Raw genomic sequence first — 22,737 nt, forward strand, 5'->3', positions numbered from 1 at the left:
GCCCACCACCCACTGCTTTCCACGCCCCCGAAGGAGCAGTACTCACAGCAGCAGCCGACCGGCCCTGCCGAATAGTCAACGTTCCACCCTTGAGCAACCGGCACCAGACATTCGCTGATGAACCGGCCTCTGACCGGACCCCGAAGGACCCGGTAAGAAATGCTCCTTAGAAAGGAGGTGATCCAGCCGCACCTTCCGGTACGGCTACCTTGTTACGACTTCGTCCCAATCGCCAGTCCCACCTTCGACAGCTCCCTCCACAAGGGTTAGGCCACCGGCTTCGGGTGTTACCGACTTTCGTGACGTGACGGGCGGTGTGTACAAGGCCCGGGAACGTATTCACCGCAGCAATGCTGATCTGCGATTACTAGCGACTCCGACTTCATGGGGTCGAGTTGCAGACCCCAATCCGAACTGAGACCGGCTTTTTGAGATTCGCTCCACCTCGCGGTATCGCAGCTCATTGTACCGGCCATTGTAGCACGTGTGCAGCCCAAGACATAAGGGGCATGATGACTTGACGTCGTCCCCACCTTCCTCCGAGTTGACCCCGGCGGTCTCCCGTGAGTCCCCAGCACCACAAGGGCCTGCTGGCAACACGGGACAAGGGTTGCGCTCGTTGCGGGACTTAACCCAACATCTCACGACACGAGCTGACGACAGCCATGCACCACCTGTACACCGACCACAAGGGGGGCACCATCTCTGATGCTTTCCGGTGTATGTCAAGCCTTGGTAAGGTTCTTCGCGTTGCGTCGAATTAAGCCACATGCTCCGCCGCTTGTGCGGGCCCCCGTCAATTCCTTTGAGTTTTAGCCTTGCGGCCGTACTCCCCAGGCGGGGAACTTAATGCGTTAGCTGCGGCGCGGACCACGTGGAATGTGACCCACACCTAGTTCCCAACGTTTACGGCGTGGACTACCAGGGTATCTAATCCTGTTCGCTCCCCACGCTTTCGCTCCTCAGCGTCAGTAATGGCCCAGAGATCCGCCTTCGCCACCGGTGTTCCTCCTGATATCTGCGCATTTCACCGCTACACCAGGAATTCCGATCTCCCCTACCACACTCTAGTCTGCCCGTATCGAATGCAGACCCGGGGTTAAGCCCCGGGCTTTCACATCCGACGTGACAAACCGCCTACGAGCTCTTTACGCCCAATAATTCCGGACAACGCTTGCGCCCTACGTATTACCGCGGCTGCTGGCACGTAGTTAGCCGGCGCTTCTTCTGCAGGTACCGTCACTTTCGCTTCTTCCCTGCTGAAAGAGGTTTACAACCCGAAGGCCGTCATCCCTCACGCGGCGTCGCTGCATCAGGCTTTCGCCCATTGTGCAATATTCCCCACTGCTGCCTCCCGTAGGAGTCTGGGCCGTGTCTCAGTCCCAGTGTGGCCGGTCGCCCTCTCAGGCCGGCTACCCGTCGTCGCCTTGGTAGGCCATTACCCCACCAACTAGCTGATAGGCCGCGGGCTCATCCTGCACCGCCGGAGCTTTCCACGCACATCCCATGCAGGAGTGCGTCAATATCCGGTATTAGACCCCGTTTCCAGGGCTTGTCCCAGAGTGCAGGGCAGATTGCCCACGTGTTACTCACCCGTTCGCCACTAATCCACCCCGAAAGGCTTCATCGTTCGACTTGCATGTGTTAAGCACGCCGCCAGCGTTCGTCCTGAGCCAGGATCAAACTCTCCGTGAATGCTTTCCCCGTAAACGGGGTGACACCACTCGGAGCGGAACCACAGGAAGGAATAATCCCTGCGGTTCACAGCGTCCTCGCTGTGTTGTGTTACTTCAAAGGAACCTCGTCCACCGGAACCATCCGAAGATTCGGATCGCCCGGCATAATGGACGGGGTATCAACATATCTGGCGTTGACTTTTAGCACGCTGTTGAGTTCTCAAGGAACGGACGCTTCCTTTGGATTCCCTTCCGGGGCTCCTCCGGGCTTTCCCTCCGGTATTTCTTTGTCCTGCTGTGTTTCCGTCTCGCTGTCCTGCGTTTCCGACTCTATCAGACTCTGTTTCGTCCGATTCCCCGTCGGAAGGGGTCCTGCCTTTGTCTTTCCGGCCCTTTCGCTCGGCCGTTCCGACGTTCCAAACCTTAGCGGATCTCCCTGGGGACTCCTAATCGAGTCCTTTCAAACGAATTTTCGGCAAGCCGAAAACCCATCCCGTTCGGGAGGCCGTGCTGGTGTTGGTTTGCCGCTTCTACTCCAGCGGCGGGAGGGTTGCCGGGAACCGTCCGGCTCCGTGGCAACTCGAAGAACCTTACGGATCAGCCAGGGGTGTGTCAAGAGAAGCGCAGGTGGAGAGCGCCGAGTGGCGTTCCGACGCCCGAGGTGGGTGCCCCGGCCGGGTCAGGCCTCGCCGGCGTCCAGGTCCTTCAGCCGGCCGCCGGCGTCGGGTTGGGCGTCCTCGACCCGGCGCACGAGGCGGATCAGCACCTCGCCGAGCACACCGCGTTCCTCGCCCGTGAGGTCCTGGAGCAGGTCCTCCTCGAACGCGGACGCCATCCGCATGGCCTCCAGCCACTTGGCGCGGCCCTCGTCGGTGAGCTCGACGATCACGCGGACGCGGTTGTTCTCGTCCCGGTCGCGGGTGACCAGTCCTTCGTTCGCCATGCGGTCGATGCGGTGCGTCATGGCGGCGGGGGTCAGTCCCAGACGCTTGGCGAGTTCGCCGGGGCCGAGGCGGTAGGGGGCGCCGGAGACGACCAGCGTCTTCAGGACCTCCCACTCGGTGTTGCTGATGCCGAGCTCCGAGACCTGGCGTCCGTACGCGACGTTCATCCGGCGGTTCAGCCGGCCGAGCGCGGAGACGACCTTCTCGACCTGCGGGTCGAGGTCGTGGAACTCGCGCTGGTAGGCGGCGATCTGCTCGTCGAGGCTCGGTTCCTGGCCCGGCGGCGGCAGGGCCGCGGCTCCCTCGGGTGTGTCGGACATCGCCTCAGTATCCCATGGTGACGGTTGGCGTTTAAGTACTTCGGGTTGTACTGTTAAATTCTTAACTTTAGCGTTGAAGTCTTCACCTCTGAGGTCTTGTATCCTCAGTACTCCGTAGTTCAACCAACCTTCCGGTGTGCCGGAACCTCTCGACCTTCGACACCCACGGGCAGCGTGCGCCGCCCGGCGACCTGAGGCAGGTGAGTCTGTGACCAAGGAAATGAGCACGGCGATGCGCAGGATCCAGACGGGAAGCGTGCTGAGCGCCTTCGGGCTCGGGTTCACCGTCCCCTACCTCTACGTGTACGTGGCTCAGGTCCGTGACCTGGGCTCCGGCACCGCCGGGCTGGTCCTGGCGGTGTTCGCGACCGCCGCGCTGACGGTGCTGCCGTTCACCGGGCGTGTCATGGACCGCCGGGGCCCGATCCCCGTCCTCGTGGGCGCGGCGGTCTTCGCGGCCGCCGGGGCTCTCGCACTGGGGTTCGCGTCGAGCGTCCCCCTGGCCGTGGCCTCCGCCGCTCTCCTCGGGGCCGCCACGGCGGTCATCCAGCCCGCGCTGGCCACGCTGGTGGTGTGGTGCTCGACGCCGTCGACGCGGACCCGCGCCTACGCCACGCAGTTCTTCCTGCAGAACCTGGGGCTCGGCATCGGCGGGCTCGTCGGCGGGCAGATCGTGGACGAGAGCCGGCCCGGCACGTTCACGCTGCTGTTCGCCATCGAGGCCGCGATGTTCCTCGTCCTGGGTGCCATCGCCGCGACCGTGCGCCTCACACGGCCCGTGCGGGAGGACGGCCTCGACGGAGCGGGCGCCGTCGCCCGTGGTGGGACAGGACTCCGCGCGCTGCTCTCGCACCGGGCGATGGTGCGGCTGCTCGTCCTCGCGTTCGTGGTGTTCTTCGCCTGCTACGGACAGTTCGAGTCCGGGCTCACGGCGTACGGCACCGACGCGGCGGGCATCGACCCGTCGTCACTCGGGATCGCGCTGGCGGTGAACACCGCCGTGATCGTGGTCGCGCAGTTCCTGGTGCTGCGGCTGGTCGAGCGCCGCCGCCGTACCCGGGTGATCGCGCTGGTCGGCCTGGTGTGGGCCGCCGCGTGGCTGGTCGCCGGGTACGCGGGGCTCGCGCACGCCGGGCAGGCCGTGGCCACGGTCGCGTTCGTCTCGACGTACGGACTGTTCGGGCTCGGCGAGGCGCTGCTGTCCCCGACGGTCGCGCCGCTGGTGTCGGACCTGGCGCCCAGCTCGATGGTCGGCCAGTACAACTCGGCGTTCGCGTTGGTCAAGCAGTTGGCGCTGGCCGTGGGGCCGGCCGTCGGCGCACCGATGGCGGCCGGGATGCACGCCCCGTACATCGCGACGTTCGTCCTGTTCTCGCTGGCCGTGACCGTCCTCGCGCTGTGGCTCGGCCGCCGGCTGACGCCGGTGCAGGAGCGGCCCGCCCTCGCCGTGCCGTCGCGCGTGGTGGCGCGGCACCTGCCGGAGGGAACCGGCGAGCGGGCACCCGTACCGCAGCCCGTCAGCTGACGTCGCTCCCCGCGCCGGCCCGCGGCAGGGCGAACTCGCACCACACGGCCTTCCCGCCGCCCGGGGTCCGGCGCGAACCCCACGACGAGGCGATCGTCGCCACGATGGAGATGCCGCGGCCCGCCTCGTCGGCGGGCTCGGCCCTGCGGCGGCGCGGCAGGTGGTCGTCGCCGTCCGTGACCTCGATGATCAGCCGGCGGTCGGTGCGGCGGAGCCTCAGCCGCATGGGGGGCGTGCCGTGCTTCAGCGAATTCGCCACCAGCTCGCTCGTGGCGAGGACGCCGAGGTCCCGCAGCTCGACCGGGAAGCGCCAGGAGGACAGGACACCGGAGGCGAAGGCCCGGGCGCGCGGCGCGGCCTCGACCCCGCCGAGCAGTTCGAGGGCCGCGTTGTGGAACAGCTCCGCGTCGGGACCCGTACGCGCGGGGTGTTCGACGACCAGGATCGCGACGTCGTCGTCGTGCTCCGCAGTGATCCCCTGGCTGCGCAACAGCCGGCCGCACACGACCTGCGGCGTGCCCTGCGCGCCGGAGAGCGCCTTCTCCAGCTTCGCCACGCCCTCGTAGATGTCCTCTCCCCGCCGCTCCACCAGTCCGTCCGTGTACAGCACGGCGGTGGAGCCGGGCGGCAGCGCGATGGTGCCCGAGGTGTGCACCCAGCCGCCGGTGCCGAGCGGGGGGCCCGTCGGGTCGGCGCCGCGCCGGACCGAGCCGTCCTCGGACCGTACGAGGATCGGCAGGTGGCCCGCCGACGCGTAGACGAGAACGCCCTCGTTGGGATCGTGGACGGCGTAGACGCAGGTGGCGATCTGGCTGGCGTCGATCTCGGCGGCCAGCCCGTCGAGCAGTTGCAGGACCTCGTGCGGCGGCAGGTCCAGGCGCGCGTACGCGCGGACCGCGGTGCGCAGCTGTCCCATGACGGCGGCGGCGCGCACCCCGCGGCCCATCACGTCGCCGATGACGAGCGCGGTACGGCCCGCGCCGAGAGTGATGACGTCGTACCAGTCGCCGCCGACCGCCGCGTCCGCGCCGCCCGGCTGGTAGGTGGCGGCGACGCGCAGGTCGTCGGGCTGCTCCAGCTCCTGCGGGAGCAGCGAGCGCTGCAGGGTGACGGCGGTCTCGCGCTGGCGCCGCTCACTGGCGCGCAGCCGCTCGGCCGCCTCCGCGTGGTCGGTCACGTCGGCGGCGAAGACGAGTACCCCGCTGACGCCGTCCGCGCCCTCGCGGCCCACGGGGGCGCAGGTCACGGTGAAGGACCCCTCGGTGCGGCGCTCGGCGGGCGCCGCACCGGCCGGACGCCCGGTGTGCGGGTGGCCGGAGCCCCCGAGGACCCGGCACCTGCGGGACTTGACGGTGCGCGGCGTGCCGCCGCGGAGCACCTGGTCGAGCAGCGGGGCCAGGCCGAGTTCGGCCAGCTCCGGGCAGCTGTCGGCGGCGGGGGTGCCGAGCTCGCGGGGGCCGAAGGCCGCCTCGTACGCGTCGTTGACGTACGCCACGCGGTGGTCGGGGCCGTACACCAGCGCCACGAGTGCGGGCAGTTCGCCGAGTACCTCCCGGACGGCGAGGTCCTCGGGGGAGAGGGGGCCCGGCGCGTCGCCGTCCCCCGCGTCCTCGTCGTCCCCGCCGGGCGGTGCCTCGTACTCGCCGCGGGCTGCCGGTACCGCTCCGCGGTCCGTACGGGCCACGGTTCCGCGGTCCCTGCGTGCGACGGCTCGCCGCTGCGTACTGCCGGGGAGCCGGGCGCTCCAACGCGTGAAGTTCACGGTTTTCAGGACCTCGTATGTGGTGTGCTGGTCGTGAAGGGCGGTGGCGGCCGCCGACCTGACACATCGGGCCCGGCGGATGGTGCGGGCGTGCGTACGGGCGTACGGGCGCCGGGATGCCGTCCCCCGGACGGCGGTGGGTGCCGGTGCCGGCGGGTGCCGGCGTCGGTGGAGCTGGTCGGTGGTGACCGGTGGAGCGCGTCGGGCGGGTCGTGCCCGTCTGTCCCGACACTCGGTTCGTGACGGTCGGTTCCCGGTGGTCGGTTCACGACGGTCGGGTCCCGGTGCCGGATCAGGTCGGTCGGTCCTGCGGGGTCGAGCGGTTCGGACGGTCCGCGCGGGCGGCCGTACGAACCGGTCGGTCCATCGTCACACGTCCAGTGTGACCGAGCCGACTGACACCGGCCCTGCCGTGTCGCCACCGGCCCGACCCGCGGGCGCCGGCCGGGCCCGCGCACCGCCGCGCGGTGGCCGCAGGGGCGACCGGCCGGGCGGGTCCTGGCCGCAGGCGGCTACGTGTCACCCGCTCTGCCGGGACCGCCGGGGAAGTCGGGATCATCCGGGAAGTCGGGGTCGTCCGGCAGCTCCAGGCCGTCGGAGAAGCCGGGACCGCCGGGGAAACCGGGGTCGTCCGGGAAGTCGGGGTCGTCCGGCAGCTCCAGGCCGTCCGCGAACTCCGGGTCGCCCCGAAAGCCGAGGCGGTCCTCGAAGCCGGAACCCTCGCGGCGGTCGCGGAAGCCCCGCCCGCCCCGAGACCCGCCGCGCGGTGCGCCGCCCGCGGCGGACTCGAACTCGGCACGCGGGTGCTCCAGCGACCCCAGGGAGACGATCTCCCGCTTGAACAGGCCCGAGAGGGTCCACTCCGCGAGCACGCGCGCCTTGCGGTTGACCGTCGGTACGCGGCTCAGGTGGTAGGCGCGGTGCAGCAGCCACGCCGGATAGCCCGTCAGACGCCTGCCGCGGACGTGGGCGACGCCCTTGTGCAGGCCGAGGGAGGCGACGGAACCCACGTAGACGTGCCGGTACTCCGTCAGCGGCCGGCCGCGCAGGGAGGCCGCGATGTTCGCGGCGAGCACCCCCGCCTGGCGCACGGCGTGCTGCGCGCCCGGTGCGCAGGTCGCGCCCGGTTCGGCCGCGGCGAGGTCGGGCACGGCGGCCGCGTCGCCCGCGGCCCACGCGTGTTCCGTACCGGCGACGGAGAGGAACGGGGTGCAGGCGAGCCGGCCGCGCGCGTCGCGGGGCAGGTCCGTGGCGTCGAGGACCGGGTGCGGCCGGACACCCGCCGTCCACACGAGCGTGCGCGTCGGGTAGCGGGTGCCGTCACTGAGGTGGGCGACCCGGTCCTCGCAGGAGTCGAGCCGGGTCTCCAGGCGTACGTCGATGTTGCGGCCCCGCAGCTCGCGCACGGCGTACTGCGCCATCTCCTCGTCCACCTCCGGCAGGATGCGCCCGGCGGCCTCCACGAGGATCCACCGCAGGTCGTCCGCGGTGACGTTGTGGTAGTAGCGCGTGGTGTACCGGGCCATGTCCTCCAGTTCGGCGAGGGCCTCGACGCCCGCGAAACCGCCGCCGACGAAGACGAAGGTGAGGGCGGCGTCGCGGACGGCGGGGTCGCGGGTCGAGGACGCGATGTCGAGCTGTTCGATGACGTGGTTGCGCAGCCCGATCGCCTCTTCGACGGTCCTGAAGCCGATGCCGTGCTCGGCGAGTCCGGGGACCGGCAGCGTGCGGGCCACGGAGCCGGGCGCGAGGACGAGCTCGTCGTACTCCCGCTCGATGGTGCCGGTGCCGTCCTCCGCGGATGCGGGCGTCCGCAGGATGACGGTCCGTTTGTCGTGCAGCACGGCCGTGACCTCGCCGACCACGACGGTGCACCGGTCGAGCACGGCGCGCAGCGGGACGACGACGTGCCGGGGCGAGATGTTGCCCGCGGCGGCCTCCGGCAGGAACGGCTGGTACGTCATGTACGGGTCGGGCGAGACCACGGTGATCTCGGCCTCGTCGGCGCCGAGCGTCCGCTGGAGCCCGAGCGCCGTGTACAGACCGACGTAACCGCCGCCGACGACGAGGATGCGTGCCGGAGCCGGGTGGGCGGTCACCGGGACGTACGACACGGTGGCTGTGCGCGCGTCACCGGCCGCTTGTCCCTCGTCCGCCGCTTGTCCTTCGTCCGCCGGACGTGCCTCGTCCGCCGGGTGTCGCTCTTCCGCCGCTTGTCCCTCGTCCGCCGCTTGTCCCTCGTCCGCCGGGCGTGCCTCGTCCGCCGGGTGTCGCTCTTCCGCCGCTTGTCCCTCGTCCGCCGGGCGTGCCTCGTCCGCCGGGAACCGTTCTCCGGCCGGGCGTCCTTCTCCGGCCGGACCTGTTCCGGCTTCCGCTCGCCCTTCTCCGGCGGGCTGTCCTGCTGCCGTCGCGCGTACTTCGACGGCTGACTGTGCTTCCGCCACCGCTCGTACCTCTGCGGCCGCCCGTACTTCTGCCGTTGCGCGGGCATCACCTCGTGCCGTTCCTCGTGCGGCTCCTCGGGTGCTGCGCCCTGTCTGCCGTGTGGTGCCTCGCGGGGTCTCAGCCATCACCTCCCCATGACGCAACGCCATCCGGTCTTTGTCCACAGCCCCGGCAAATTGTGTGACCGGCGCGCGCCGGAGCACGGTGTCGGACATTTCGTCGTTACCGCCAAGAGGCATGCAGGTCAGGGCCGTTATAGCGGGGTACCAAAATTGGTTGAATCAGGTATCTTCTTGCGCTTGCTCCGATCGGGGCGCCTCCGTACGGAATTACCCCTTCTGAATTGCGGTGGGCTCAACTATGTTCGTATCTCATCGGAGGTGCAGGTCCGTGACTGGTCTGTGCCCTTCGTGTCGAAAACGGGGAAAGTCTCCGGGGGGAGACGTACATGAGCCGGGGGAACGGTCATGCACATTCAGGATTCGCAATGGCAGACCACATCGGTCGCCGGCACTGACGAGCGCGGCCTCGCAGGGCAATCGGGCGCAGCACCGGGAGTGCGGCGCGGCAGGCAGGGCATCGAGCACTCCGTCGCGAGCGGTGCCAACGCGGCGCCGGCGGCCGGGGGTTCCATGCGCAGGGGCACGGGGGCGGGACTGATGACGTTGGCGATCACGGGGCAGACCACGGCGGGGCAGGGCGCGGGACAGGTCGCCCCGGGCGGTGCCGGGGGCCCGGCGGCCGGCTCTGTGAGCGGGCGTTCCGCCCCGCTGCGCGTGGACGCGCAGCGCAATCTGGAACACGTACTGCGCGCCGCCCGCGAGGTGTTCGGCGAGCTGGGGTACGGCGCGCCGATGGAGGACGTGGCACGCAGGGCCCGCGTCGGCGTCGGCACGGTGTACCGCAGGTTCCCGAGCAAGGACGTGCTGGTGCGCCGGATAGCCGAGGAGGAGACCTCCCGGCTCACGGACCAGGCCCGCACGGCCCTCGGCCAGGAGGACGAGCCCTGGCCGGCGCTCTCGCGATTCCTGCGCACGTCGGTCGCGTCGGGGGCAGGACGGCTGCTGCCGCCGCAGGTGCTCCGGGTGCGGATGGCGTCCGACGAGTTGCTGGAGGACCCCCTGCCCGCCGAGAGCCGCGTGCCCCAGCAGCGGCATCCGGACGGCGAGGCCGAGACCCGTCCGGCCGAGACCCGGCTGAGCGTCGAGGAGCTCGACGCACCAGGTGCGGTCGAACTGCTCGACGTGGTAGGTCAGTTGGTCGAACGAGCGCGGGCCGCAGGCGAGTTGCGCCGGGATGTCACGGTGGCGGATGTCCTGCTGGTGATCGCCACGGCGGCTCCTTCCCTGCCGGACGCGGCACAACAGGCCGCCGCCTCGTCCCGGTTGCTGGACATCCTGCTTGAGGGTCTGCGGCCCAGGGCGCTGTAGGGCGCGGGTCGGGGACAGCCACCACGGGAACGGACCGGCGCGAGCTGAGCGGTTCTGAGCGCTTTCGGGCGGTTCCGGGGGGTACGGGTTCGTGCCGTCGGGCGGGTCGCCGGGGGCGTACGCCCGGTGCGTCCGGCCGGGCGGCGGCGCGTCAGGTCACCCGGCGCGGCCAACCCTCGAACTGACGTACCGTTCGCGGCGCCTTCGCGCCCCTCTCAAGGGTGAAGTCGCGTTCCCCGCACCCGCCGTGTGACCCTCACGTGTGGTTGCGGGCCAACGGCTCCCGTGGTGCCTCTGCGCTGTGCGACGCTTACCCGGTGTTCGGGTCTGATGGTGCATACGAGGGCTTCCGCCATGAGTGGTGAAGGTCGCGACGAGACGGCGGGTGCGGCCGGCGGCGACGGCGCGGAGGCCGGCGGCCCCGCCGCGCGGCAGGTGCCGAGCCAGGGCGGACCGGTCGCGTCCGGGTCCCCGCTCGGCCCTCCCGGCGTGCCCGGCGGCGGTACGGGCCGGCATGCGGCGCCCCCGGTGCCAGGCCCCTCGACGGAGCCCGATCCGGCCGACGCCGCGGCGTGGGAGCCGGACAACAGCGTGCCCCAGCAGCGTGCGGGACGAGGCGGTTCCGCGGGGGCCACGCTGCCCCTGCCCACGATCCCGACGCCCGCACACCGCAAGGGCGCGCCCCCCGCACGGCCGGGGGCGGCGGCGCCCGGCGCGGGGGCCACGGGCGGAGCGGGAGTCGGCGCCGAGCCGGGTGCCGCGGCGTCCTCCGACGCGGATCTGGTCCAGCGGATGCGCGCCGGCGACGACAGCGCGTACGAGGAGCTGTTCCGGCGCCATGCCACGGCGGTGCGCCGTTACGCGCGTACGTGCTGCCGCGACGCGGACACCGCGGACGACCTGACCGCCGAGGTCTTCGCCCGTACCCTCCAGGCCGTCCGCGGCGGGGCGGGACCCGAACACGCGGTGCGCGCCTACCTGTTGACGACGGTGCGGCGGGTAGCGGCGGCCTGGACGAAGACCGCGAAGCGCGAGCACCTGGTCGACGACTTCGCCGTGTTCGCGGCGCAGGCCGCCGCCTCCTCGTCGGTGTCCGACGACGACACCCTCGAACTGGGCGCCGACGTCAAGGCGATGCACGAGGCGGAGCAGACCCTCGCGATGCAGGCCTTCCGCAGCCTGCCGGAGCGCTGGCAGGCGGTGCTGTGGCACACCACCGTCGAAGAGGAGTCGCCGAGCCAGGTGGCGCCGCTCTTCGGTCTCTCGGCCAACGCCACCGCCGTCCTCGCGGGCCGGGCGCGCGAAGGCCTCAAGCAGGCATACCTGCAGGCCCACGTCAGTTCCGCGCTCACCGCCGGCGGGGACTGCGCACGGTACGCGGACCGGCTCGGCGCGTACGCGCGCGGCGGGCTGCGGATGCGCGCCGAGCGCGGCCTGCGCAAACACCTTCAGGAGTGCGCCAAGTGCCGCATGGCGGCAGGTGAACTGGCCTCCGTGAACGCGCAGATCCCGGCCGTCGTACCGATCGCGGTCATCGGCTGGTTCGCCACCGGGTTCTCCCTCAAGGCGCTCGGTATCGCAGGCGGAGCGGCGGCCGGCGCGGCCGGCGCGGGTGCGGCGGCCGCGGCCGGCGGGTCCTCCGGCGCGGCGGGCGGCGCGGGCGCGGGGGTCGCAGCGGAAGGCGTCGGCGCGCCGTTGAAGATCGGCGCGGCCGCGCTGGCGGTGGTGGCCGCCGGGGCCGGGCTCGTCTGGGCCCTCACGTCGGGGAACGGCACGCAGCCGCCGTCTCCGGAGGCCAGGCCCCCGGCCGCGGAGCAGCTCGTACCGCAGATCCCGGTGCCGTCCCACCCGGCCACGCACCGGGGGGCACCCCAGCCATCGGGGCCCCCGGCACCGCAGGTACCCGACGCGAAGGCCCCGGCACCGAAGTCCGGCACGCCGCGGCCCACGCCGACGCCCCGGGCCGCGCCCACGCCTGCGGCGAAGCCCCCGTCCCCCACCCCGGCCCCTTCGGTGCCGACCCGGCGGCCGACCCCCACGCCGACACCGACACCGTCGGTGCCGACCCCGCCCCCGCCCCCGACGGTCTTCCCGGTGGACCAACTGCTGTACCGGTGGCAGGGCGACGGCACCAAGCCGGAAGTACGGCTCGCCTCAGCCGGCCGGCTCTGGCAGCGGCACGGCATGTCGGTCGGTCGCACGCACTACGGATACGGCGTGAGCGAGCACGCGCCCGGCAGCGCCACGATCGACCTCAACCGGGCGTGCGCCACGTTCCAGGCGTCGGTGGGCGTGGACGACGCGACGCTGGGGCTCGGTTCGCTGCGTTTCGCCGTGTACGGCGACAGCGGACGGCTGTGGACGTCCGGGACACTGCGGGGCGGACGTCCCGCGATCCCGGTGTCGGTGTCGATCGCGGGGCAGAAGACGATCCGGCTCGTGGTGGAGCCGGTGACCCCGTTCGGTGCGGTCGCCGTCGCGGACTGGGCCGAAGCGCGGATCAGCTGCGGCTGAACAAGCCGACGTGACGCGGGCTCCGGACCGTCCCGGACCGTCCCGGACCGTCCCGGGGCGGTCCAGGGCTCGGGCTCCGCTTCGACTCGGGCCGGCCTGTCGGGCTCCGCTTCGACTCGGGCTCGGCTCCGGATCCGGCTCGGACTCGGGTCGGGCTGTGGGGCTGTCGGGCTCGGGCTCAATTCTTCGGCGGGTGGTGGGTTCTCATCCCTCCGTACGAGGCCGGGCACGAGTACGGGTGCCGGCACCGGCACCGGCGCGAAGGACGCGGGCGGGTGGGCCGGGGCGGCGCCCCGGCCCGTCCTCAGGCCTGCAGCGTCGGGCGCGGAATGACCCCGCCCGCCACCGCGCGGCGGCGCGGGGCCGCCGTGCCCGTCCAGCAGGTACCGCGGCGGGAGAGCAGCCGGCGCAGCCACAGCTCGGTCGAGACCAGGTCGGCCAGGCCGTCCAGGGGGACCTCCTCGCCGTCCGCCGCCGCGCGCAGCGCTTTGCGCACGACGCGCGCCTCGATCAGCCCCGCGTCCGCGAGGAGCGGCGCGTCGAACAGGTCGACCAGCTCTCCTATGGCGGAGCGCAGCCCCACCCGGGTGACGGCCGTGCCGGTCGCCCGCGAGGTGGCGCCCCAGCCGGGCGGCAGGTCATGGATGCCCGTACCGGAGAGGATCGTTCGCAGGATCTCCGCGCGCGCGTCGGACTGGACGCGCAGCGCCTCCGGGAGTTCGCGGCACGCCCGGACGACCTGGTTGTCGAGGAACGGCGCGTGCAGCCGCTGGCTGCGGATCTCGGCGGCCTGCTCGAAGACCCGGTGGTCGGCGGCGTAGCGTGCGAGCGCCGCACGGGCGCGTGCCTCCCCGGGGCGCTGCACGGACGTGGGGCGGGTCGCCGCGACACGCAGCCTCTTCGCGACCTGGGCGAGTGCCTCGCCGGTGAGCCAGCGCGCGGCGGGACCGGGGCGGGACCAGGTGAGGGCGGCGAGCGAGGCGTCGACGGGGCTTCCGTAATCGTTGGGCAGGGCGGCCCTGTTCGCCTCGGGGAGCCGGGCGGCGGCATCCTCCATTCCCGTGCGGTAGGGCGTGCGGGCCAGGCGCCGGGCGGCCCGGTAGAGGGTCAGCGGTACGAAGAGGGACGACGCCGAGACGCCTTCGGAGCGGGCGAGTTCGGCCACCGGGTGCAGCAGATGGCGTCTGCGCCGGTCGAGCAGCAGGTCGGCCAGGCGCGCGGGGTGGGCATCGAGCACCTGCCGTGCGCCCGCGCCCGTCAGATGGTCCGCACTGCCCGCCGCGAGCCGCCGCTTGTGCCGTGCGGCGGTGACGAGTGCGGGTCCGGGCTCGTCCGTCAGGGGGCCGTCGAGGTCGGCGTACGGCAGGGCCTCGGCGCCGCCGGGGACGACGACGTGGTGCAGGCGGGGGTTCTCGGCGATGAGGCCGGCCCGTTCGAGTTCGGCGTCGTCGCGGCCGCCCTGGGTGAGGTCGTTGAACGTGACGGCGAGGAGCCGTTCGCCCGCGCCCGTACCGTGCCCGAGGACCGTGCCGGGCGCACCCGGCAGTCCGGCGGCGAGGAGCGCCAGCGTCGCGGACGCGCTGCCGCCCGACAGGTCGGCCCCGATGCCGGGCAGCGGCGCGCCGCGTGCCGCCCGCCGGTCCGCGGGTCCCATGCCGGGGACAGGACCCGGATCGGGCAGCGGCGCCTCGGGGGCGTGGCGGGGGGCCGTCAGCCGGGTGCGCACGGCCTCCACGAGCGCGTCCCGCACGGCTTCGACCGCGCGGTCCGGGTCGCGTTGCGGAGCGGCGACGGCGAGCGAGGCGACGGGCTCGTACCCGGTGATCTCGCGCGAACCCTCCCGAAGGATCAGCGCGTGCCCCGGCGGGATGCGCTTGACGCCCTCGTACGGGGTGGAGTCGCGCAGCGCCTCGGGGGTCTCCGGGCAGGCCAGCAGCGCGGCCAGGTGGCCGACGTCGAGCTGTGCCTCAATGAGGTCCGCGAGCGGCAGGGCGGCCGTCGCGTACGCGGTACCGCCGGCCCACGGCGTGTAGAAGACGGGACGCGCGCCCGCGAGGTCCCCGGCGATGGTGACGCGCCGTCCGATCTGCGCGACGGCGGTGTAACTGCCCGGCCAGGCGGTCAGGTGGCGCAGCGCGCCGCCACGGGCGGCGACGATCCCCAGCCGCAGTTCGTCGTCGGTGGCGCCGCAACAGCCGAGTACGGCCAAGCGGTTGAAGGGGTCGACGGACACGACCCGCACCTCGTCGGGCCGCCAGTCCCCGACCGCCCACAGCGGATCGGGATCGCCCCACAGGAGTTGGGAGCCGACGGGCGTGATCGTGCCGCCGTCGCCCGCGTCGCCCACGGCGTCCACGGCACCCACCGTGCCGAAGTGCGCGGCGATGCTGCTCCACCCCACCAGCCAGCGCATCGGCTGCCTCCAGAGCCTGTGAGCAATCCGCCAGTCCAAGCCATAGCCCGTTCGGGACCATGCTGCCACGACAACGGCGCACAGGAGGGGGGACGGTGGCACGAGTGGGAACGCGCACGCGCCCCTGGCATGAGCCGGGTGGCCGGAATGCGTCCTCGGTCAGGAAGGCCTCGCCCGACCCGGCACTCCCCGATGATCTTCGGCGGCCACCCCGCGACCACCCCCCGGACAGGCGTGATTCAGCCAATCTGCGGCGCACCCGAAAGTGCCCTGCGGCACGGCACGGCGCCGCCCCCGCGCGCGAGAAGCGTACGCACGCTCGGTCCGGGAGACGCCGCGCGCCTCCCGGACCGGTCCGCCGCCCGCGGGGATGGGGGCGACGGGTGTCCCCCAGCCCGCTGGTTCCAGTACGCAGCGGGCCGACCCACGCAGGACCATGGAAGCGCTCTCCCCCTGACCGGGCCACGGCGCACAGGTGGGCGCACGGCCACACACGAGGAGCACGAGAGGCCCTCACGACGGCGTGCGCCGCCCTCCGACGCACGGTTGTACGGCCGCCGGCACGGACCACAATCCCGCCATCCGGAAGTTGGCCCCTTAACGGTCGGGATGTGGCGAACTACGCTGGGTTTACGAATGCCGCGCGCCTATGCCAGGACTCGGCGGCCGTCTGTGTGTCGAGGGGTGGCGCATGTCCAGGGAGCTACGCGGGCCGAACGAGAAGCTCGGTACGGTCCTCGCCCTCGCGGGAATCAGCAACGCCGGGCTCGCCCGGCGGGTCAACGACCTTGGGTCGCAACGAGGCCTGACGCTTCGCTACGACAAGACGTCCGTGGCCCGATGGGTGTCGAAGGGGATGGTCCCTCAGGGGGCCGCCCCTCACCTCATCGCGTCCGCGATCGGTGCGAAGCTCGGCCGGCCCGTCCCGCTGCACGAGATCGGCCTCGCGGACGCGGATCCCGCGCCCGAGGTCGGCCTCGCGTTCCCGCGCGACGTCGGTCAGGCCGTCCGTACCGCGACGGAGCTCTACCGCCTCGACCTCGCGGGCCGCAGGGCCGGTGGCGGGGGCATCTGGCAGTCGTTGGCCGGCTCGTTCTCCGTGAGCGCGTACGCGACGCCGGCGTCACGCTGGCTCATAACCCCGGCCGATTCGTCGGTCGCGCGGGACACCTCCGTCGCTCTCGCGGCGCACGGTGCGCGCGGCGGGCAGCCGGCGGCCCGGAGCGGTCCCCCGGGGCCGAACGGACCCGCGGGACCCACGACGACGGGTGCGGGCGTCGCGCAGCAGCCGTCCGGCGCGGCACCTGCCGAGCCGGAGGCGCAGCCGGGGTCCGGCGCCGAGGGCGCTAACGGCGCCGACGGCATCCAGCCGCTCCGGGTCGGCCACAGCGATGTCGCGAAGCTCCGGGAGGCGGCGGCGGACGCACGGCGCTGGGACTCCAAGTACGGGGGCGGCGACTGGCGTTCGTCCATGGTGCCCGAGTGCCTTCGGGTCGACGCGGCACCGCTTTTGCTCGGCGCGTACAGCGACGAGGTCGGGCGGGGCCTGTTCGGCGCCACGGCCGAACTCACCCGGCTCGCCGGCTGGATGGCCTTCGACACCGGCCAGCAGGAAGCGGCGCAGCGGTACTACATCCAGGCGCTGCGGCTCGCCCGCGCCGCGGCGGACGTCCCCCTCGGCGGTTACGTCCTCGCGTCGATGTCGCTCCAGGCCACCTACCGCGGCTTCGCCGACGAGGGCGTCGACCTCGCGCAGGCCGCCGTCGAGCGCAACCGCGGTCTGGCGACGGCGCGCACGATGAGTTTCTTCCGCCTCGTGGAGGCGCGCGCGCACGCAAAGGCGGGCGACGCGACGACCGCGGGCGCCGCCCTGAAGGCCGCCGAGGGCTGGCTGGAACGCTCGCGCTCGGGCGACGCCGACCCGACGTGGCTGGCCTTCTACTCCTACGACCGGTTCGCCGCGGACGCGGCGGAGTGCTACCGGGACCTGAAACTGCCCCGCCAGGTACGGCGGTTCACCGAACAGGCGCTGTCCCGGCCGACGGAGGAGTTCGTCCGTTCGCACGGCCTGCGGCTGGTGGTGAGTGCCGTCGCCGAGCTGGAGTCCGGGAACCTGGACGCGGCGTGCGCGGCGGGCACCCGTGCGGTCGAGGTCGCGGGCCGCATCTCCTCGGCGCGCACCACGGAGTACGTCCGGGACCTGCTGCACCGCCTCGAACCGTACGGTGACGAGCCGCGCGTCGTCGAGCTGCGGGAGCGGGCGAGGCCGCTGCTGGTGGCACCGGCGTAAGCCGCCCGCCGGCCGCCGCCCCGGTAACGGAGGTCCCGTGTGCGGTCTGCGCGCGCAGGGCTCGCGTGCCGCTCCTCACCGGTACGGCCGCTCACCCGTGCGCCGGCGGGCTCCGGCCATGGCGCGGCGCCCGTCCGCCGGCACCCCGGCCGCTGCCGTGCACGGCAGGGCCGCACGCACCGCTGTCAGAGGCGGGGTGCACCATCGGGGTGGGAGGTGAGGCCGATGGCCGCGCGAGCGGGGTTCGACTGCGACGTACTGGTGATCGGCGGCGGAATCGTCGGGCTGTCGACGGCGTACGCGTTGACGCGTGCCGCGCCGGGCGTCCGCGTGACGGTCGCCGAGAAGGAGGCGGCGCCCGCCCTCCACCAGACGGGGCGCAACAGCGGGGTCATCCACAGCGGGATCTACTACGCGCCCGGTTCGCTGAAGGCCCGGTACGCGCTGAGCGGCTCGGCGGAGATGGTCAGGTTCTGCGCGGAGCACGGGATCGCCCACGGGGTGACGGGCAAGCTGATCGTCGCCAAGCACCAGAGCGAACTGCCCCGCCTGCACGCGCTCGCCGCGCGCGGCCGGGCCCACGGCATTCCCGTGCGGGAGCTGGGTCCGGCACAGATCAGGGAGCACGAGCCGGAGGCCCGTGGGGTCGCCGCCGTGCACGTCGCGACGACGGGCGTCTGCGACTTCGGGGCGGTCGCCGGGCAGCTCGCGCGCTCGGCGGAGGCCGCGGGCGCGGCCGTGCGCTACGGCGCCGGGGTGGTGGCCGTCGACCGGCGCTCGTGGGGCGTGGCCGTGCGTACCGCCCTGGGGGAGGTCATCAGGGCCCGCGCGCTGGTCAACTGCGCGGGGCTGCAGTGCGACCGGGTGGCGCGGCTCACGGGCGACGACCCGGGGATGCGGATCGTGCCCTTCCGCGGCGAGTACTACGAACTCACCCGGCCCGATCTCGTGCGGGGCCTGGTCTACCCGGTGCCCGACCCGGCGTTCCCGTTCCTCGGCGTGCACCTGACCCGGGGGGTGGACGGCGGCGTGCACGTCGGGCCGAACGCGGTCCCGGCGCTGGCCCGCGAGGGCTACGGATGGGGCGTCGTGCGCCCGGGCGAGGTGGCGTCGACCCTGGCCTGGCCCGGCGCGTGGCGGATGGCGTCGCGGCACTGGCGGTACGGGGCGGGTGAGATGTACCGGTCGGTCGCGAAGAGGGCGTTCGCGAAGGAGGTGCGGCGGCTGCTCCCCGCCGTGCGCGACGACGACCTGCGGGCGACGGCGGCCGGCGTACGGGCCCAGGCGGTGCTGCGCGACGGATCGCTGGCGGACGACTTCCTGATACGCCGCGGCCGGCGGGCGGTCCACGTACTGAACGCGCCCTCCCCGGCGGCGACGGCGTCGCTGCCGATCGGCCGCGCGGTCGCGCGGTGGGCCCTGGAGGCGCTGGACTGACCCCCCCGGGGAGGCGCCACCCGCTCTCCCCGAGGTGACGGCCCTGCGACGCGCGCCACGGCGTTCCGGTCCCGCCCCGGCGGTCCGGTCCCGCCCCGGAGCCGGGCCCGTCGACGCCCGCCCTGCCGCCGCGCGGCCGGAGCCCACGCCGGGCACGCGCGTCCACCCGTTCGCTCGTCCACGGGTGCCCGGAACCCGCTCCGGTCCCAGCGCGGGCCGGAGCCCACCCGCCTCGTCCGTCCTCGTGCGCCCGGCCGTTCCCGTGAGTCGCCACCGGGGCCTGGGGCGGCCGTCCAGGGGACGGCACAGGCCCGTCCTGGGGCTCTCAGGGGCCCTTTACCATGGGGGAACCATGTCCCAGTCCCAGAGTCCCAGCCGCATGTTTCCCGACGGCGGCCCCGCAGCCGATCCCGCAGGGGACCGCTTCGAGCGGCGCATCCGGAGTTTCCAGCCCCGCCGCAGCCGGGTGACCACCGGCCAGGCCGACGCCATCCGGCGGCTCTGGCCCGCGTGGGGGTTCGACGTGGACGGGCAGCGCGTGCTCGACCTCGACGCCCTGTTCGGTGGGGGGCCCGTCGTCCTGGAGATCGGGTTCGGCATGGGCGAGACCACCGCCCGGATGGCCGCCGCCGCGCCGGACACCGGCATCCTCGCCGTCGACGTCCACACGCCCGGACAGGGCAATCTCCTCGCGCTCGCCGAGCGGGAGGGGCTCGCCAACGTGCGCGTCGCCAACGGGGACGCCTTCATCCTGCTCCGCGAGATGCTGCCGGCCACCTCGCTCAGCGGTGTCCGCGTCTACTTCCCGGACCCCTGGCCGAAGAAGCGCCACCACAAGCGGCGGCTCATCCAGCCCGAGTTCCTCGACCTCGCGGCCACCCGAATGGCCCCGGGCGCCGTCCTGCACTGCGCGACGGACTGGGAGCCGTACGCGGAACAGATGCTGGACGTGCTGAGCGCGCACCGCGCCTTCGAGAACACGGCCCCGGGCGGCGGGTTCGCGGAGCGGCCCGCCTTCCGGCCGCTCACGCGCTTCGAGGGCCAGGGCCTCGACAAGGGGCACGTGGTGCGCGACCTCATGTTCCGCCGGACGGCGGATCCCCGGCCGTAGGGACGGGCTGCCACCGTGGCCGAGGCGGCCGGCGTCCCGGGGGAGCGCCGGCCGGCGGACCGGAGGTGCGGCACCGGCCCGGCGACCGGGCGGCTGCCAGGGAAAGCGGTCTGCTGGACGGGGGCGTCCGCCACCTGGCGGCGGTGCCGGCCGGCCCGTCCGCCCGGCGATGATCGGCTCGATGCCCCATCGCCGTTGTCGCTGACCGTCGTTAGGGTCGATACGTGAGCGAATCGACCCCGCAGTTCCTTCCGTCGCCGCCCGTGGCGCGCTTCGGCGGCCGGCCGCTGCGACGTCGTGGCCGCGAGCTCTGGCGGCGGCGCGGTGTGCGGGGCGGGGCGCTGGTCGTGGCGCTCACGGTCTGCGGGGCCGTCATCCTCGCCCTGGTGCGCGACCAGACCGGCACGGAGGGCTTCCTCGTGGGCCTCGCCCTCGCGGTACTGCCGGTACCCGCGCTGATGGCCGTCTTCCGCTGGCTCGACCGCGTCGATCCGGGCCCGTGGCGCAATCTGTTCTTCGCGTTCGCCTGGGGTTCCTGTGCCGCTGCCCTGGTGGCGATCATCGCGAACTCGTTCGCGACCGAGTGGCTCGCGACCGCCACCGCCGACCCGTCCGGCGCCCAGTCCCTCGGAGCCACGGCCATAGCGCCGGTCATCGAGGAGAGCGCCAAGGGCACTGCGGTACTGCTGCTGTTCCTCTTCCGCAGACGCCATTTCACCGGCGTGGTGGACGGCGTCGTGTTCGCCGGCTTCACCGCCACCGGTTTCGCCTTCACCGAGAACATCCTCTACCTCGGCAACGCCTTCGGTGAGGACAGGACCCTCGGCGGCGGCGCGGGGCTGGCCTCGTTCACCGTGGCCACGTTCTTCGTACGGATAGTGCTCTCGCCGTTCGCCCACCCGCTGTTCACCGTGCTCACCGGTATCGGCTTCGGCCTGAGCACCGTCGCGCGGGGACGACACGGGAGGCTGCTGCGGGTGGCACTGCCGCTGGCCGGCCTGTTCGGCGCCATGGGCATGCACGCCCTGTGGAACAGCTCGTCGGGCGTCTTCCCGCCGTTCGGTTTCTACCTCGTCTACGGGCTGTTCATGGTGCCCGTGTTCGGCCTGGTGACGTGGGTGACGATCTGGGCGCGCCAGCGTGATCTGCGTACGGTCTCGGCGGTGCTGCCCGCGTACGTGGCGGCCGGCTGGTTCGGCCCGGCCGCTCCGTACGCGCTGTCGTCGATGCGGGCGCGGACCGCGGCCCGGGACTTCGCGGGACGTACGTACGGTGCGACGGCGGCGCGGGCCGTCGCGGAGCACGGGCGGCACGCGACGGCGCTCGCGATGCTGCGCCACCAGGCGGAACAGGGCGTGTCCGTACCGGACTTCGCGGCGCGCGAGCGGGAGCTGCTGCACCGGATATGGGAACGCCGGGAGCCCGCCGGGGCCGCGCTGCTGCACGCCGCGCGGGCCACCGGCCGGGTCCCGGTGCCTCCGCCGTACCTGGACCACTGGGCGCCCAACCCCTACCGCGAGCTCTGACCCGGCCCGACGGGAGCCCACCGGGAGCCCACCGCGGGCGAGGCGGGCGGCGGGCCGGCCGGGCGGGACGCGGCACGACCGCCTGCGTCCGGCCCGCCCCCTGCGTCACATCCGGGCGTGGGGCCCGAGGCGGACGGGTCTCACCGCACTCACGGATCTCACGGGCCGCACCGACCGCACCGACCGCACCGACCGGACCGGACCGACCGCTCGGACCGCACCGACCCGCACAGGTCTCAGGCGGACGCGTTCGTGAGCCGGGTCATCTCGTCGTCGCTCAGGTGCAGGTCCTGCATCGCGAGGAGCGCAGGCAGCTGTTCCACGGTGCGGGCCGAGGCGATCGGCGCGACCACGGTGGGGCGCTGCGCGAGCCAGGCGAGGGCGACCGTGGCGAGTTCGGCGCCGCGCTCGTTCGCCACGGCGTCCAGCGCGGCCAGCACCTTCTGTCCCCGCTCGGTTTCCGCGTAGCCGCCCGCCCTGCCCACGCGCACGCTGTCCACGGTGGTGCCGGGCCGGTACTTGCCGGTCAGGAAGCCGGCGGCGAGAGAGAAGTAGGGCAGGACGCCGAGGCCGTTCGCCGCGGCCACGTCCTGCAGGTCGCCCTCGTAGGTGTCGCGGGAGACCAGGTTGTAGTGCGGCTGGAGCGCCACGTAGCGCGCGAGGCCCTCCCGCTCGGAGAACGCGAGCGAGGCGGTCAGCCGCTCAGGGCTGATGTTGGAGGCAGCGATCTGACGGACCTTGCCGGCCTTCACGAGCTCGTCGAGCGTCGAGATGATGTCCTCGACCGGGACGGACTCGTCGTCGAAGTGCGTGTAGTACAGGTCGATGTGGTCGGTGCCGAGCCTGCGCAGCGACTCCTCGGCGGCCGCCCTGATGGTGTCGGGCGCGAGGCCCTTGTACTCGGGGTGCGAGCCGACCTTGGTCGCGATGACCACGTCGTCGCGGTTGCCGCGCGCCGCGACCCACTGGCCGATCAGGGTCTCGGACCCGCTGCCCTTGCCGCCGTCCGCGAGCCGGCCATAGGCGTCGGCGGTGTCGACGAAGTTGCCGCCGCCCGCGAGGTACGCGTCGAGGATGGCGAAGGTGGCCTTCTCGTCGGCGCTCCAGCTGAAGACGTTGGCGCCCAGGCAGAGCGGGGACACGGACAGGTCGGAGGAACCAAGTGTGCGTCGATCAGTCATACCCCCATTGAACAGCGCCGCACCCCGCCCGTACCGGCTGCCCCGTCCCGGGGGGCGGGCGCGGTGAAAAGCCGGCGGCTCCGGCGTCGGGGGGTGAGCGCCGGAGCCGCCGGGGTACCCGGCGGCCGGGGTTCCGGGATTCGGGGGGAAGTGCCCCGGATCC

The 22,737-nt window shown here is 72.9% G+C and carries 12 protein-coding genes and 1 rRNA gene; 7 read left to right on the forward strand and 6 right to left on the reverse strand.

From position 1 onward, the window contains the following. Positions 1–170: 170 nt before the first annotated feature. A 16S ribosomal RNA gene (locus OG310_RS16350) occupies positions 171–1,695 on the reverse strand. Positions 1,696–2,355: 660 nt separating this feature from the next. Further along, positions 2,356–2,940, reverse strand: a complete 585-nt coding sequence (locus OG310_RS16355) for a MarR family winged helix-turn-helix transcriptional regulator (RefSeq protein WP_329456621.1) — start codon at positions 2,938–2,940, stop codon at positions 2,356–2,358. Positions 2,941–3,160: 220 nt separating this feature from the next. On the opposite strand from OG310_RS16355, the gene OG310_RS16360 reads away from it, so the two are divergent. Further along, the gene (locus tag OG310_RS16360; protein ID WP_329460210.1) at positions 3,161–4,465 is read left to right on the forward strand and encodes an MFS transporter; all 1,305 of its coding nucleotides are present in this window, start codon (positions 3,161–3,163) and stop codon (positions 4,463–4,465) included. Here the strand turns inward: OG310_RS16360 and OG310_RS16365 are convergent. Both OG310_RS16365 and OG310_RS16370 read right to left on the reverse strand, forming a co-directional pair. Beyond that, positions 4,458–6,227, reverse strand: coding sequence for an ATP-binding SpoIIE family protein phosphatase (locus OG310_RS16365; RefSeq protein WP_329456622.1), 1,770 nt, complete (start codon positions 6,225–6,227; stop codon positions 4,458–4,460). The genes OG310_RS16360 and OG310_RS16365 overlap by 8 nt on opposite strands. Positions 6,228–6,739: 512 nt before the next feature. After that, positions 6,740–8,326, reverse strand: coding sequence for an NAD(P)/FAD-dependent oxidoreductase (locus OG310_RS16370; RefSeq protein ID WP_329456623.1), 1,587 nt, complete (start codon positions 8,324–8,326; stop codon positions 6,740–6,742). Between the two features lie 1,005 nt (positions 8,327–9,331). Between OG310_RS16370 and OG310_RS16375 the strand changes: the two genes are divergently transcribed. After that, positions 9,332–10,102 carry a TetR/AcrR family transcriptional regulator gene (locus OG310_RS16375; RefSeq protein ID WP_329460211.1) on the forward strand — a complete coding sequence of 257 codons (771 nt, stop codon included), beginning with the start codon at positions 9,332–9,334 and terminating at the stop codon, positions 10,100–10,102. A gap of 354 nt (positions 10,103–10,456) precedes the next feature. After that, complete coding sequence (locus OG310_RS16380; protein ID WP_329456624.1) at positions 10,457–12,616, forward strand: sigma-70 family RNA polymerase sigma factor; 2,160 nt, start codon at positions 10,457–10,459, stop codon at positions 12,614–12,616. A 304-nt stretch (positions 12,617–12,920) separates the two neighbouring features. On the opposite strand, the gene OG310_RS16385 is transcribed toward OG310_RS16380, so the two are convergent. After that, on the reverse strand, positions 12,921–15,029 hold the full coding sequence (locus tag OG310_RS16385; protein WP_329456625.1) for an asparagine synthase-related protein: 2,109 nt from the start codon (positions 15,027–15,029) through the stop codon (positions 12,921–12,923). Positions 15,030–15,720: 691 nt separating this feature from the next. On the opposite strand from OG310_RS16385, the gene OG310_RS16390 reads away from it, so the two are divergent. From OG310_RS16390 to OG310_RS16405, 4 genes are all read left to right on the forward strand, one after another. Next, positions 15,721–17,319 (forward strand): sporulation protein, encoded by a 1,599-nt coding sequence (locus tag OG310_RS16390; RefSeq protein ID WP_329456626.1) that lies wholly within the window; start codon positions 15,721–15,723, stop codon positions 17,317–17,319. A gap of 225 nt (positions 17,320–17,544) precedes the next feature. Then, on the forward strand, positions 17,545–18,756 hold the full coding sequence (gene lhgO, locus OG310_RS16395; RefSeq protein ID WP_329456627.1) for an L-2-hydroxyglutarate oxidase: 1,212 nt from the start codon (positions 17,545–17,547) through the stop codon (positions 18,754–18,756). 352 nt (positions 18,757–19,108) lie between these two features. Next, positions 19,109–19,867 carry a tRNA (guanosine(46)-N7)-methyltransferase TrmB gene (gene trmB, locus OG310_RS16400; protein ID WP_329456628.1) on the forward strand — a complete coding sequence of 253 codons (759 nt, stop codon included), beginning with the start codon at positions 19,109–19,111 and terminating at the stop codon, positions 19,865–19,867. A gap of 224 nt (positions 19,868–20,091) precedes the next feature. After that, positions 20,092–21,393, forward strand: coding sequence for a PrsW family intramembrane metalloprotease (locus OG310_RS16405; RefSeq protein ID WP_329456629.1), 1,302 nt, complete (start codon positions 20,092–20,094; stop codon positions 21,391–21,393). 236 nt (positions 21,394–21,629) lie between these two features. On the opposite strand, the gene OG310_RS16410 is transcribed toward OG310_RS16405, so the two are convergent. Continuing rightward, entirely contained in the window at positions 21,630–22,574 is a 945-nt protein-coding gene (locus OG310_RS16410) for an aldo/keto reductase (RefSeq protein WP_329456630.1), read from the reverse strand. Positions 22,575–22,737 lie beyond the last annotated feature (163 nt).

Origin of the sequence: Streptomyces sp. NBC_01497 (assembly GCF_036250695.1) — a bacterium.
Classification (GTDB): domain Bacteria; phylum Actinomycetota; class Actinomycetes; order Streptomycetales; family Streptomycetaceae; genus Streptomyces.

Coding starts and splice junctions, on each gene's coding strand:
- OG310_RS16355 (WP_329456621.1), bottom strand. CDS start 2,940: ATGTCCGACACACCCGAGGGAGCCGCGGCCCTGCCGCCGCCGGGCCAG.
- OG310_RS16360 (WP_329460210.1), top strand. CDS start 3,161: ATGAGCACGGCGATGCGCAGGATCCAGACGGGAAGCGTGCTGAGCGCC.
- OG310_RS16375 (WP_329460211.1), top strand. CDS start 9,332: ATGACGTTGGCGATCACGGGGCAGACCACGGCGGGGCAGGGCGCGGGA.
- OG310_RS16380 (WP_329456624.1), top strand. CDS start 10,457: ATGAGTGGTGAAGGTCGCGACGAGACGGCGGGTGCGGCCGGCGGCGAC.
- OG310_RS16385 (WP_329456625.1), bottom strand. CDS start 15,029: ATGCGCTGGCTGGTGGGGTGGAGCAGCATCGCCGCGCACTTCGGCACG.
- OG310_RS16390 (WP_329456626.1), top strand. CDS start 15,721: ATGTCCAGGGAGCTACGCGGGCCGAACGAGAAGCTCGGTACGGTCCTC.
- lhgO (WP_329456627.1), top strand. CDS start 17,545: ATGGCCGCGCGAGCGGGGTTCGACTGCGACGTACTGGTGATCGGCGGC.
- trmB (WP_329456628.1), top strand. CDS start 19,109: ATGTCCCAGTCCCAGAGTCCCAGCCGCATGTTTCCCGACGGCGGCCCC.
- OG310_RS16410 (WP_329456630.1), bottom strand. CDS start 22,574: ATGACTGATCGACGCACACTTGGTTCCTCCGACCTGTCCGTGTCCCCG.